Source organism: Prevotella sp. E13-27 (genome assembly GCF_023217965.1).
Lineage (GTDB): Bacteria > Bacteroidota > Bacteroidia > Bacteroidales > Bacteroidaceae > Prevotella.
Genome location: NZ_JALPSC010000001.1, coordinates 1705145 through 1718345, shown reverse-complemented (window position 1 = coordinate 1718345; position 13201 = coordinate 1705145). Strand labels below are relative to the sequence as shown.

The 13201-nt window shown below is 44.8% G+C and carries 11 protein-coding genes; 1 reads left to right on the top strand and 10 read right to left on the bottom strand.

Features of this window, described 5'->3' with window-relative positions; all coding sequences use genetic code 11:
• Positions 1 to 452: 452 nt before the first annotated feature.
• The 4 genes from M1L52_RS06890 to M1L52_RS06875 all read right to left on the bottom strand — a co-directional run bounded on the left by M1L52_RS06890 (position 453) and on the right by M1L52_RS06875 (position 5454).
• Positions 453 to 1436, bottom strand: coding sequence for a hypothetical protein (locus tag M1L52_RS06890; RefSeq protein ID WP_248614196.1), 984 nt, complete (start codon positions 1434 to 1436; stop codon positions 453 to 455).
• 181 nt (positions 1437 to 1617) lie between these two features.
• Complete coding sequence (locus M1L52_RS06885) at positions 1618 to 3570, bottom strand: polysaccharide biosynthesis protein (protein WP_248614195.1); 1953 nt, start codon at positions 3568 to 3570, stop codon at positions 1618 to 1620.
• Positions 3571 to 3758: 188 nt separating this feature from the next.
• On the bottom strand, positions 3759 to 4343 hold the full coding sequence (locus M1L52_RS06880) for a sugar transferase (RefSeq protein WP_248614194.1): 585 nt from the start codon (positions 4341 to 4343) through the stop codon (positions 3759 to 3761).
• Positions 4336 to 5454 carry an MraY family glycosyltransferase gene (locus M1L52_RS06875; protein WP_248614193.1) on the bottom strand — a complete coding sequence of 373 codons (1119 nt, stop codon included), beginning with the start codon at positions 5452 to 5454 and terminating at the stop codon, positions 4336 to 4338. The genes M1L52_RS06880 and M1L52_RS06875 overlap by 8 nt, the downstream gene beginning before the upstream one ends.
• Positions 5455 to 5673: 219 nt before the next feature.
• On the opposite strand from M1L52_RS06875, the gene M1L52_RS06870 reads away from it, so the two are divergent.
• The gene (locus M1L52_RS06870; protein ID WP_248614192.1) at positions 5674 to 6432 is read left to right on the top strand and encodes a glycosyltransferase family 2 protein; all 759 of its coding nucleotides are present in this window, start codon (positions 5674 to 5676) and stop codon (positions 6430 to 6432) included.
• Here the strand turns inward: M1L52_RS06870 and M1L52_RS06865 are convergent.
• From M1L52_RS06865 to M1L52_RS06840, 6 genes are read right to left on the bottom strand one after another with little or no spacing between them, the layout of a single operon-like run.
• Positions 6422 to 7426, bottom strand: a complete 1005-nt coding sequence (locus tag M1L52_RS06865; RefSeq protein WP_248614191.1) for a glycosyltransferase family 4 protein — start codon at positions 7424 to 7426, stop codon at positions 6422 to 6424. The two genes, M1L52_RS06870 and M1L52_RS06865, sit on opposite strands and share 11 nt — an antisense overlap.
• The gene (locus M1L52_RS06860; protein ID WP_248614190.1) at positions 7423 to 8565 is read right to left on the bottom strand and encodes a glycosyltransferase family 4 protein; all 1143 of its coding nucleotides are present in this window, start codon (positions 8563 to 8565) and stop codon (positions 7423 to 7425) included. The genes M1L52_RS06865 and M1L52_RS06860 overlap by 4 nt, the downstream gene beginning before the upstream one ends.
• A gap of 31 nt (positions 8566 to 8596) precedes the next feature.
• Positions 8597 to 9790, bottom strand: a complete 1194-nt coding sequence (locus M1L52_RS06855) for a beta-galactosidase (RefSeq protein ID WP_248614189.1) — start codon at positions 9788 to 9790, stop codon at positions 8597 to 8599.
• Positions 9787 to 10740, bottom strand: a complete 954-nt coding sequence (locus tag M1L52_RS06850) for a glycosyltransferase (protein ID WP_248614188.1) — start codon at positions 10738 to 10740, stop codon at positions 9787 to 9789. The genes M1L52_RS06855 and M1L52_RS06850 overlap by 4 nt, the downstream gene beginning before the upstream one ends.
• Before the next feature lie 9 nt (positions 10741 to 10749).
• Entirely contained in the window at positions 10750 to 12114 is a 1365-nt protein-coding gene (wzx, locus tag M1L52_RS06845) for an O-unit flippase-like protein (protein WP_248614187.1), read from the bottom strand.
• Between the two features lie 3 nt (positions 12115 to 12117).
• Complete coding sequence (locus M1L52_RS06840; RefSeq protein ID WP_248614186.1) at positions 12118 to 13194, bottom strand: EpsG family protein; 1077 nt, start codon at positions 13192 to 13194, stop codon at positions 12118 to 12120.
• Between the last annotated feature and the right edge of the window lie 7 nt (positions 13195 to 13201).

The following is a 13201-nucleotide window of genomic DNA, read 5'->3' as shown; positions in this document are numbered from 1 at the left end:
ATTGGCTGGCTCAGCAAGGAATCGCTGGCGATTCCTATTCGTGTGATTTGTTATAAATTCGGTTATTGTGTGCAGCAATAAATTCGTTCAATTCGTGTAATTCGTGGTTAAAAAACAATTTGAGAAAATTGAATAAACAGATAAAACATAAGCATTATGTTGATTTCCTTGTTGGTAATGACATTTTGATAGAATGTAAGGCCATTGAGCAAATAGGAAAAGTTTTTAGGCTGAAAGCCGGTGTTTTTTCTTTTTGACGTTTGTAATAACGATAGTTATGTGATAATGGCTATGGCTTCGGATGAAGAGTGTACTCTTAAAGCCAAAGCCATAGCCATTATCACAGGAGCTCTGCAGGAGCTACAAACATCAAAAAGTGTTCTTTATGTTTTTTCCCTTTACAACGACCTGCAGGCAAACACAAGCATTTACTAGTGAACTAAATCATTAATTTATCTACGTCCTCCACTGCGACCACCGCTGCGACCACTACCAGCAGAGCCGTGGCTGTGACTGCCTGAACTGCGAGTGCTAGCACTGTGGCTTGACCTACTGCTACCACTGCGGCTGAAGCTACCGGAGCTATGGCTTGAGCTGCTGTGATTGCTGTGGTTTGACACGCTATTACTGCTGTGGTTTGATACGCTATTTGTACTGCGGCTGAAGCTACCGGAGCTGAGACTTGCTGTGTTGTCAGCACGGCGTGACATAGGCTCACGCGAAGAGGCGGAACTTGGGACGTGTCTGTTATTCACTGAGGCACCAGTGCGATCAGTAATACGACGAGAGGTTCCATCGCTCGGACGTGACGTACGGCCACTGTTGTTTATACCGCCATGATCGTTTCCACGATGAGCATCATGACCTGTTATGTGGGTTGAGCTGCGGTGGTTGCCGTCATGACCACGATAGTCTCCACGGTTCCAGCCGTCGCGCATGCCGAAATGATGGTCGCGGCTGTTGTGAGGGCGATAGACAGTGTGGTGATGAGCATAGTAGCTGCTTCTATGATAACGCCAGCCATGTCCTCCACGATAGGTGCCATAGAAGTGAGGACGACCGAAGTAGAAGTAGCTACGGTGCGGATAGCGGGTGTAAATGCGGAAGTGCCAGTAACCTGCATCCCAGTAGAGAGGACGGTAGAAATAGGCTGCTGCACGGAACAGCTCCCACTGCCAGCTGTAGAGTATATAGTTAAGGTCGGCATTACGACGCTCCCAGTATGTGCCGAAGACATTGTCACGGCTGGTGACACCCATCAGATAATCAAGATTTATCTCATAGGCAGCCTCATACTGTGAGTCACTGAGGTTCAGCTCGTATGCCATCTTATCGGTGAGGAACAGCGCCTCGTTGCGCGCCTGTTCATAACTCATCGCATTAGCATTTGTTGCTATCGCGAACATTGCTACAAGAGTAAATATTATCTTTTTCATAACTGTAGGTTTTTTGTGGTTCAACATCTGTTTTCTGTTGGCAAAGGTAAGGCGAAACGCACAAAAAGAAAAGGGATTTTCCCTAAACAATGTAAGGAAAATCCCTAATTATCTGTAGGAGGTTCTAACCTCTTACCTCTTACCTCTAACCTCTTACCTCTTACCTCTAACCTCTAACCTCTCACTTATCCAGCACGCTATACACAGAGTTATTGCTCTTGTACTCTGGCACAAGAGTCTTCATAAGCTTCACGGTCTCCATGTTGTCATAGCTGAGCGCCACACGTCCCAGTTCATTGATGGCAGCATTCACCTCGTTATAGTCATATTCGCGCACGGTAGCGATGCGAATCTTCTCATGGAACGACGGTTTCGTTGACTCCTGTTCGTTGAGCACCTCCTCGTAGAGCTTCTCGCCAGGACGAAGACCAGTGAACTCAATCTTCACATTTTTCATGCCGCTGAGAGAAATCATACGCTTTGCGAGATCGGCTATCTTCACAGGCTCACCCATGTCGAATACGAATATCTCACCGCCATTGCCCTTGGTGCCTGCCTCAAGGACAAGCTTACAAGCCTCAGGGATGAGCATGAAGAAACGAATGATATCTGGATGGGTGACGGTGATAGGACCGCCTTTCTTTATCTGCTCCTGGAAGAGGGGTATTACCGATCCGTTGGAGCCAAGCACATTACCGAAACGTGTGGTTACGAACTGACAATGCTCGTTGGCCTTGCCAGCAGCAGCGGCCTCAGCAGACAACTTGTTGTTGAGCGACTGCACATAGATTTCGCAGATGCGCTTCGAGCAGCCCATGACGTTAGTGGGGTTGACTGCCTTATCAGTAGAAACCATAACAAACTTCTTAACCCCATATTTCACTGACAGGTCGGCAATAACCTTAGTGCCAAGCACGTTGTTTGTGATGCTCTCAGAGGGGTTATCCTCCATCATAGGCACATGCTTATAGGCAGCAGCATGGAACACATACTGCGGACGGAACTTCTGGAAGAGATAGTCCATATGGTTCTCTTCGCAGATGCTGCACACCACGACCTCCGCCTTGATATCTGGATAATCCTTCTGCATCATCAGCAGTATGTCGTGCTGCGGTGTCTCAGCCTGATCTACGAGGACAAGCTCCGCCGGATTATAAATAGCTATCTGGCGCACCATCTCACTGCCAATGCTGCCAGCCGAGCCAGTAATCATGATGCACTTACCGGTAAGCAGTTTACCAACAGCCATCATATCAACCTCAATCTCGTCGCGCGGCAGAAGGTCCTCAATACTGATCTCCTTCAGCTGTGGCTTATCCAATGTATCCTCGCCCCATTCGCGCTCCTCCTGGGTCATATAAATCTTAATGCCCGCCTCAATGAGCTGGTTCTGTAGCTCAATGTTCTTACGGAATGCACGCAGACGCAACGGCGATATGATGATGGCTTCAATGTGATTCTCCTTCATCTGTGTCACAATGTCTTCATTGAGACGATAGACTTTAACGCCCATCAGCACATAGTCACGGAAATCAGGATCATCGGTAATAAAACCGCGAAGCAGGAAGCGTGTAGGCTTCTCAGCACGAATGTTTTTAGCTATGCCTATGCCACCATTCTTCACGCCATAGATATATGTACGCATGGCATGCACATTGGCATAGAACAAGTCGTACATGGCCTTCACGAACATACGTACGCCCCACATAACAAGTGTCGAGAGTACAGACGCTACAAGAATCTCGCGTCCACGGAGATGTGTAAAGAGATTGACAGTACCAAATGTCTCGATGACATACTCATTGTAAGCAAAGACATAGTGCAGCAAATAGGCAACGACCATTCCAAAGCCCATAGCATAGCCTACACGCTGTAGGTCAACGAACGACGAATAGCGGAAGATGCCTGAATAGGTGCGCATAATTCGGAAACCAATGATATAGAAAATCATGTATATCATTGCGTTGAACGAAATCATCTGGAAGTCGCCAAGAAGCTCCGTCAGACTGCGGAATTGCAAATATGTGAAGAGGTATGAGAGGTACACTATCACGATATCCATGATAAGTATACACCAATATGGTAATGCTTTCTTAGTGAAATACCAGTTTGCTAGTCTATTTGTAACGCCCATTGAAAAACCTAATTATTTACCGATAACCATGCATTTAACTCGGCAAAGGTAACAAATTATTACAGAAAATTAAAAAAAATTGGACTATCTTTTGCTTTTACGCCATTTTTTTGCGGAAAATCAATCAAAGTGGCCTATCTTGGCAAAGTTGTCTTTAACAAAAACCCATCATTGTTGTTTTTAACCAATCAGAATTTCTTTCCGAAAAGAATGCTGATAAAAGTCTTCCAGATTATCAGAAGGTCAAAACGCCACGAATAGTTTTCCATGTAATAAAGATCAAGTTCCAGGCGACGAAGCATCTTCTCCATGGTGTCTGTATATCCGTTGTAGAGCGTTGCATAAGAAGTGACACCTGGACGAATGGCATAGAGGTTCTCGTAGCGGGAATCGCGAGTCATTATCTGGTCAATGAAATATTTGCGCTCAGGACGCGGACCCACTAACGACATGTCACCTTTCAGCACATTCCACAACTGGGGCAGTTCGTCAAGATGATGGGAACGCAGGAACTTTCCGAACTTTGTCAGTCGATCGTCATCGACCTCAGCCAACTGTGGCACGCCGTCATTCTCGTTGTTAACCACCATAGTGCGGAACTTGTAAATCATAAACGGACGCCCGCCAAGGCCAATGCGCTCCTGACGGAAAAACGCAGGTCCCTTATAGGTAATCTTCTGCCCTATGTATATCACGACAAAGACAGGCAACAGCAACAGCAGGCCTATCAACGCCACGATGAAATCGAATAACCTCTTCCCTATATTATTCATTGTCTTTACGAACTAAGAATACCGGCTGTCCGTTTCTACGAATCGCCATGTTAACCACCATGTTAAACACAAGCCATATAACAATGTCTATCACAACGACAATCGTTGAAGACACGTAATTCACCAGTATCGAATTTACCGAGATATAGAACAGCGACAAAGCAATTATTGCCATAAGAGTCTGATGCTGATTCAGTCCTGTACGCATGAGCTTATGATGAATATGATTCTTGTCGGCACTGAAAATGGGCTTGCGATGAATCATGCGGTTCAGAGAGACCCTGAACACATCGAAGACTGGGACGACAAGCAATGTGAATGATGCCAACAAGGCGTCTGTGCGCACAGCCATTAACTTTGTGTCGTTCATGGAATATTTCACGGCAAGGAAGCCGAGGATAAAGCCAAGTGTCAACGAACCTGAGTCTCCCATGAAAATCTTACGGTTATCCTCAACCTTACCAAACAGGTTGAAATAGAGAAATGCCACGAGCACACCCATCAGGCTCGCTATCAGCGCGCTGTAACGCCACACATCTTCATTTAAGAAAAGCAACATAAAGCCTGTCAGGGCGATGAACGATATGCTGGCCGACAAGCCGTCGATGCCGTCTATTAGGTTAATGGCATTCGTGATGAACACTATCACCAGCACCGTGAGAGCAGCACCAACGAAATAGTTCACTTCATAAATACCAAGGAAACCGTAAAGGTTATTAATGTAAAGGTATGCCAACGGCATGAGCAAGGCCGCAATGATTTGCACTGTGAACTTCGTCTTTGCACCAAGTCCGATGAGGTCGTCAATGAAACCGATGCTATAGACAAGTAAAAGGCTTACAAAGAAATATACCGACCATAGGTTCAATGAGAGTTCTGTCTCACCAGAGAAATTGTTGAACGTCAGCATGGTTGCAACAAACGCAAAGAACATGCTCGGCAAGAAGCACAAACCACCAAGGCGAGGTATTGCCTTGCTGTGCACCTTACGGGAATCTGGTATGTCGTAGAGCTTCTTCTCCTTGCAGAAGTTGAGTATTATCGGTATGAAGATGAAACCCAACACTGCGCTAAGAACGAAAGCTAAAATTACGAGTATATGTTCTGTCATGCATTATCTTTTATTTTTATAACAGAAAAAAACGTCTATTATTGCTTTAACTTTATATTTTTTCTTCACCAGCTCATTTTTTGTGAAATAAAAGCAGTAATTTTGCACTCTGTTGTTGACATGCTACACATGCTCTTCGGTCTGAAGTCCGCATTCGATGCCGAACAAGAAGATGCCACGAAGGCGCTGAACTATACTGTGAAATAATTATTTGAAAAGATGACAAAGGTTTCTATCATAACTGCAGTTTATAATAATGGGAAGACTCTGGCAGATGCCATGAAGTCTGTCTTGGCGCAGACATACACAAACATAGAATATATCATCATTGACGGCGCATCGAAAGACAACACCGTCAACATCATTAAAGAACATGAAAAGCTGTTCGGAGGTCGTCTGAGATGGATTTCCGAGAAGGACAACGGCATCTACGACGCCATGAACAAGGGAATAAAGATGGCTACAGGTGATGTTGTAGGAATACTAAACTCAGATGATTATTTCACCTCTAACGATGTTATTGAGCGTATGGTAACGGCTTTCGATGATAAGCAGCTTGATGCCATCTACGGCGACATACACTTTATACGCGACGGTCTGCCAGACAAATGCGTGAGATACTACAGTTCCAAGCATTTCCGTCCTCTATGGCTGCGTTTCGGTTTCATGCCTGCCCACCCATCGTTCTACTGCAGAAAAGAAGTCTTTGAGAAAGCCGGCTATTACAAGACGGATTATAAAATCGGTTCAGACTACGAGATGATGGTACGCCTGTTTATGATTCAAAAGATACGCGCAAAGTACATTCCCATGGACTTCGTCACAATGCGCACAGGAGGAGCCAGCACACGCAACATCAACAGTCGTCTCACACTTATAAAAGACGACGTGAGGGCATGTCGCGAAAACGGTATTTACACAAACTCGTTGCTGATTTGTCTAAAATTCATTTACAAAATTTTTGAGTTTAAATGCTAATAAACCTTGTAAAGACTTTCTCTATCTCAGAGTCATAGTTCGGAATGGTAAATGTCTCAACGAGTGCTCTCTGCTGCTCATACAAAGCATTAAGCTGCGCACTGTCAGACAGGAGCTGAGCGGCCTTTGCAGCCAAATCAGCCTCATCGGTTAAGCCCTGATTGTCAAGGACAAGTTCCTGACCGCCACATCGTGTATAAATGGCAGGTGTACCATTGTTTACGCTCTCACAGACGGGAAGTCCGAAGCCCTCATGCTGAGAAAGTGACACATAAAGCCAACAACGGTGATAGAGTGAAGCCAGTTCCTCTTCCGACAGTCCATTTATCCAGCACACATTGAGCAGTCCGCCTTTATGACTGTCTATCCATTCCTGAAATTGTTTCAGATAGGCAGTACCTTTCTTACCAGTTCCAACAACATACAATGTGACACTACGCCCCATCAACTCAGTTGTCTTCAGGGCAGCCTCAAGCAGTTCTATACATTTTTTGTTCTGAACTATTCTACCGACATACAGCAACGAAGGATCTGCAGTCTTATCGCCGTCTGTAGTAGAGTTCTTTATCAAGTTACTGCAAAGATGCACATCCTTATAGCCATAGTTTTCCAGTTCCCTCTTGTTATATTCGCTAACTGCAACCCAGTGTTTAGAGAAATATTTCAACAGACGCAACTGCAGATGTCCTACTACGGACTTAAGGGCAACAACAGGCTCTGTCTTCCAGAAGAAACAAGCAGGAGTTATGTTGTGATATATAAAAACCACATTATTGAAGCTCCCAAATCCTAGCAGCTCAGGCTTGAAGCGTTCGTATGGCAAGAGGACGATCTCACCGTTCTTGTTTATATGCTGCTTCAGTCCTTCTCTGTCAATAATGGTTACCTTAACAGAAAATATCTTCTCAAGTCTCTCCAACAGAAGCATTGTCTGTTGATAGATTGAGCTGTATTTATTGTTCGTATAGAAATAAGCAAATACCTTCTTTGTCATTTTTTTACGCTTTGAAATAGTTCTATCCAACGTTCCATAATCTTCTCATGGGAGAATCTCATCGCTGCTTCCTTGGAATAGAGGGACATTTCCTTCAGTTTCTCATCATCGTTCAGCAGACTGTTAATCCGTTTCTCCATGAGTAGCAAGTCCCCATCAGGAATAAGGTAGCCGTTCTTACCGTCCTCAATGACATCCCTCGGACCGCACTTGCAGTCAAAAGAAACGAGGGGCAAGCCAACAGCCATTGCTTCGAGCAAAACCATTGGAAGACCTTCAAAGCGCGACGTCATAACATAGAGCGACGCCTCTACGAGTCTGTCCTCTATATCAGATGTCGGTGGAAGAATTGTGACGTTTTTCAGACCATATTCCTCTATCTTCGAGAGAAGCATATCCTTGTCCTCACCGCTTCCATATATATGCAACTGCCACTCAGGATTCTTCTGCTCTACCCCACGCCACACGTCAACAAGACGGTCGTAGCCTTTCTGATAGGTCAGTCTTCCAACGCTGATGACAATCTTATTCTCAAGGGTAGAGACCTTATCACCATTGTACGAGATGCTGTTTGGCATACAGACCATGTTCCTAAAGCCTTCGCCCCAGTACTCTTTATCTTCCTCTGTCAGCACAGCAAAGACATCAAGTTTCTTGTAATAGAAACGTGTGTAGTACCAATCCTTCACACCATAGACCAACTGCTGAAGGACATGCTTCGTCCGTGACTCCCTCAAGTCATACATTGCGAACTTATTGAAGTGGTGCTCATAGACAGTCACGCTCTTACCTGCTAACGCGAGCACTGCAGGCACATACCGGTCCATAAGAGTTACGATAACATCCTGTGGATTAGCCTTCAGAAACTCGCCCAGACGTTTTCTAAACAATCTGTTCTTACTCTTGTGAGCAGCGAGTTTGCTGAATATGTTTTTACCGTAATACTCGTCATAGTTTATGCCTAAATCCACCATCTCTACACTCGCTGGCAGTGGATAGTAGCTCTGACGTCCACGCTGGTCAGTGGTAAGCACCGTTATCTGGTGCCCCATAAGAGAGAGACACTTGGCTTTGTTTGCCACCACCCGCTCTCTGCCAGCAGAGTTAAACATTCCGTCTATGATATATAGTATCTTCATGTGTCGATTTCCATAAATTAAAAGAACAATACTAATTCAGCCTGAACATCACTATATCGCCAGCAGGGACGGTATATGATGATTTCATCGACCGCTCGCGCAGCAGTTTGGTAACATAACGCGGTATGTTATTCTTTTTCTTTATCAGAACCTTCATAGAACCTTTATGGTTTTTGTTAACAATGGCAAGATAGCGATGACCATCTTTTTCAAATTGCGACACCACAGCGCCAGGCTTTCCCACTATTTCCAGACGACTGATATTTAACGGTGCCTCAGTTACAGCTTTAGTGCCATCAGGAATTGTTCCAAGGTGACCTACCGAGAGCACTCTAGCTCCATAAAAGAGCTTCGCCACAGGCTTCAGTTCACGGTTCATGCGTTGTACAAGCCAGTAAGTGTTTGTTTTCTGTCCCTCTGGAGATATCGGAGCATCGTGAAAGTGAAGTCCTTGCACATCGCCAGGTGTCCAATAGGTAAAATACTGTATTGCCTGTGCACCATAAGCAAGGTTCGAATAGACCTGTAGTCGCAAAGAGCCGATGTTGGGCTGTGGATAATAAGTGTCAGGAGTTGAAGGCACATCATGAGGCATGGACAACACAAACGCCCAAAACGGTTTGCCTGTCTCTATACTCACTTTACGTATCATCTCCAGATTATTATACCATGTAGAACGTATTCCTGCTGACGTGACAGGATAATAGTCGAAAGACAGTTGTCTGCATGGCGTTTGTGCCAATGCATGCACATATTCAGGATAGCTCTTGGCCGTTTGACTTGGTTCTATCCATTCGGGATAGTAGTTTGGGAACAAGTTAACATAGAAAGTGTGTGTACTATCCACAGTTTTTAGCCGCTGCATCTCCTCGTTCATCTCGCGTATCTCTAATAGCGACGGCTCGTCTTTCAGTAGATAGCCGTAAAAGCCCTTTTTGTCTTTCAGAGCATTTGCTGCTCTCTGAGGCTCATCAAACATCTCCTGACAGCCACCGATAATCTTAACACCGTATTTCTCTGCGTAGTCGCATGCTTTCAACAACGTATCCAACGACGTATATGTGTTAAGGCTCACCGTAAAGCCACACTCGCTGAACGTCTTAAACTCCGCCTCCACATTACGCCAGCCAGACACTCCTATGTATGCAATGACAGGCATCTCATCGTCAGAATGAGACAGGACTGCGCTACAGAGCAAGCATATAAGTAAAAACAACCTCCTCATATATGGCTTTCTATTATTTTCAGACATTTAACGACAGGTGTCAGAACCATTACCTTCAACTTACGGCCTAAAGACAACTGTGGCAAACCAAGCACCAACGGTAATCCGCTGAAGATAGAGCGGATGGCATGTAACTCATGCATCTTATCAAGGAACAACCTAACATCCGATGGACATTCCTCACCTTCAACGAGTTCACTCATCACTGCCAGTTCCCTTATGCGATAGTCAAGCAAAAATGGGTAATATGTAGGCATATCCTTTACTTTCTGCCAAAAAGACTTCTTTCCAGTTCGCAGCTTATCCACGACATTCGCATCATGATGTCTATAACACATCAGTACATCGGGAAGGTTGCGCTTCACGCCAAACACGGCTGCAAGAAGTGAAATAAGTACATCATACATCACATCGTCAGCCTTACTCTTTTCGTGATAGTAGTTTACCGAGAGGTTCGCAAGGCATCTGTTCAGAATAAGAGTACATCCCTGAGACTGCTCTGTATTGAGAAGAGTATCTTCCCAACGTTCGCCATAGGGGAACTGTTGCGGTGGGCATATTGGGTTCAGCTTAGCATCTACATCCTGTCGCAATGATGACACAGCAACAGGCACATCGTTTCTGTTTATCGACGTTACGGCTTCTACCAATGTCTTAATCTTATGAGGCATCCACACATCATCCTGGTCGCAGATACACACATAATCGCCATCACACAATGATATAGCTCGAAAAAAATTGGCATTTACGCCAAGTGCCGGCTCGTTTCTGTAGTATCGCAAGCCATATTTGACGGCATATTCATCGAGAATCTCCATTGTATGGTCAGTAGAGCAGTCGTCACAGACCACAACCTCATCGGGCACCATAGTCTGAGAGTACAGGCTGTCGAGCTGTTCTCTTAAAAAACGGTCACCATTATGAGTAGTTAAAGCAACAGATATCTTCATAGTCAATTATCATTTGCAGTTTCCCTTGCCCCAAATTTCTTTTATAACGACTGAGGGCCACTTCCAGTTCTGATAGGCAAGTTGTACGATACCAGGGGCAAGTATTAGCCCGAGCACGCCCATGTCAAAGATATCGAGCATCAACCAAAGCAGCAACACCGTTGCAAATCCTGACAGAAGAGACGGTATGAAGAACGGCACACGGTTGTCTGCTTGAATGAAACCTGCCGCAATGCCATGATTCTGCTCCAACAGATTGATAGCAAGCATCAGCGTCACGAGGCCTGCTGGCAGCAGATGTGTCTTGCTGTGAATAACATCAAGCAGAGGGTCGGCAGCCAACAACACTATAGCTCCGCCAATAACATAAATGGCGATTAGCGAGTAAATGCTGTAGATATAAACGCGTCCTATTTGTATCATATTACGCTGCGTACGCCACTGCGCGATCTTTGGACTATAGGTTACAAACATCATCGTTCCACACCGCGCCATGATATCAAGTATCTGGACACACACACCATACTGAGCCATAACGTCAAGCGACAGATAGATGGCTCCAAGGAACATAGCAGAGCGGTTTACTATATAGCTACCAAAGGAAGTCAGACCCACTTTCACTGCATTGGGTGCTATCACCCGAAGAACATCGTATGGGGCATTACACTCCACCCTACTCAGTTCTCCTCGCAGTTCGACATTGAAGAAAACCCTGTATGACAGCACACGCTTCACAACGACAGACAGAGCCTGTGACAGCACTATCGCACTGAGTTTCATTCCACATAGTATGAGGATAATAGCGACAAAGAGATATACAGCCTGACCTAATATGGTTATCTTCTGCAACTGGGATATATAACCTTTACCAGTTAGCAGCGAATCATAATAAAGCGTATAGACGTTATAGCAGTTTATCACGCACAACAATATCCATGCAACAAGGGCATCGTCACTGTCACCACTATACTTTGACATCAGCATAACGAAGAACCATGTACCGACCGACAACAATAGCACCAATACCAAAAGCGCTGCCCACCTATAGAAGATCTTCATTGCCTGAAGAGTGTCCTTAAGCAGTACATAGCTAATATCCTCGTTATGCGACTCCTCAACTCCGTTTACAGAGAATTTCTTTACACCTGAGAAGATGTAACTAAGGTTACGGGCAAAAGATGGACGAAAGCCGAAGTCAAGCAACATGGTCAATGCGTAGATGGTCTGGAAGATGTTCCATACAGCTACTGTATCAGACGGCATGCTATATAGGATAAAAGGCAGGAGAATAATACCCGAGCCTACTGAAAAGAACACTGACAGGTAGCTCCATGCCACGCTTTTCTTACCTATATATTCTACACCGTTTGCCATGGTTCAGCGATCCAAGGTTAGCAAAGCCATTGCATAGAACAGCATGCTTAACACGAATCGTAATAGTGACACGAAATTTATCAACACTTTGCCGGCTATCAACGGACTAAAGGCATAGACAGCCGCCGTCCATAATATAATAGTCACTACCTCAAAATAGTCACAAAGACGACTTGCCAACACAGCACTCACATTGTGAAGAAAGAACAAGCACACAAATGCCAATGCGAGTATTTTTATCATGAGATGAGTGTACTTGCAATATTCTGCAAGAGTAGTCCTATATGCAAGCGCACCATAGAAAAGTAACACATTCAGCCAGATAACTGCATTACCCTTTAGGTCCCATCCTGCCAGCTCCTCGTCAATGCCACTGTCTCTAAGTTTTCTGTATGTCTCAAGCTTGTCACCACCAAGACCTTCGGGTACAATATAGGAAATATCTATACCCGAATAATAGACAACCAGTCCAACAGGCACTATAAGACACGAAGTCCATACTTTCCAGCGGCTCCATTCCTTATTATTGAAGAAGAATATAAGGAAGCCTGCAGCAGCAGAATAATGGAAGAATATTCCTGCCAGGATGCAGAAGAAAGCATATATCTTCTTCTGTTCGCAATAATAGTAAATAGCAAAAAGGAACAGCACCGACGCGACAGAACATCTCATCTGTACAAGGTCGTGCATCTGGTAATAATATGACAGATATACCACTAGCGACAGCATAGGCAGAGTGCTCATCTTCCATAGACAGCGCAGATGGAGAGGGACGGAGATTAAGGCGTAAAGGAAAAACAGTGCGTTTATGCCAAATCCTGCATCTCGCAATGTCACAGAGAAGAAGCGGAAGGTGGGTTCGTTTGCTGCTTCAAGCAAAGTGCCTGAACCGGCATCATAGAACATCTCCTCGTATTCCAATGAGTCGGGAGTGTCAAAGACGCCTCGTGTACCTGCAATGAATATCAGTGCAATGCCAAAAAGAATAAATGATATGACCTTATCTCTTTCAACAAGTCTTTCCTCGTAGAAAGAAAGAGCCAAGGCTATCATAAAGACTATGACAAGTGCAATTACCATTACAGAA

What these genes read in the sequence shown, in the direction of transcription:
- M1L52_RS06890 (WP_248614196.1), bottom strand. Translation starts at nt 1,436, where the DNA reads ATGAAAAAGATAATATTTACTCTTGTAGCAATGTTCGCGATAGCAACA.
- M1L52_RS06885 (WP_248614195.1), bottom strand. Translation starts at nt 3,570, where the DNA reads ATGGGCGTTACAAATAGACTAGCAAACTGGTATTTCACTAAGAAAGCA.
- M1L52_RS06880 (WP_248614194.1), bottom strand. Translation starts at nt 4,343, where the DNA reads ATGAATAATATAGGGAAGAGGTTATTCGATTTCATCGTGGCGTTGATA.
- M1L52_RS06875 (WP_248614193.1), bottom strand. Translation starts at nt 5,454, where the DNA reads ATGACAGAACATATACTCGTAATTTTAGCTTTCGTTCTTAGCGCAGTG.
- M1L52_RS06870 (WP_248614192.1), top strand. Translation starts at nt 5,674, where the DNA reads ATGACAAAGGTTTCTATCATAACTGCAGTTTATAATAATGGGAAGACT.
- M1L52_RS06865 (WP_248614191.1), bottom strand. Translation starts at nt 7,426, where the DNA reads ATGACAAAGAAGGTATTTGCTTATTTCTATACGAACAATAAATACAGC.
- M1L52_RS06860 (WP_248614190.1), bottom strand. Translation starts at nt 8,565, where the DNA reads ATGAAGATACTATATATCATAGACGGAATGTTTAACTCTGCTGGCAGA.
- M1L52_RS06855 (WP_248614189.1), bottom strand. Translation starts at nt 9,790, where the DNA reads ATGAGGAGGTTGTTTTTACTTATATGCTTGCTCTGTAGCGCAGTCCTG.
- M1L52_RS06850 (WP_248614188.1), bottom strand. Translation starts at nt 10,740, where the DNA reads ATGAAGATATCTGTTGCTTTAACTACTCATAATGGTGACCGTTTTTTA.
- wzx (WP_248614187.1), bottom strand. Translation starts at nt 12,114, where the DNA reads ATGGCAAACGGTGTAGAATATATAGGTAAGAAAAGCGTGGCATGGAGC.
- M1L52_RS06840 (WP_248614186.1), bottom strand. Translation starts at nt 13,194, where the DNA reads ATGGTAATTGCACTTGTCATAGTCTTTATGATAGCCTTGGCTCTTTCT.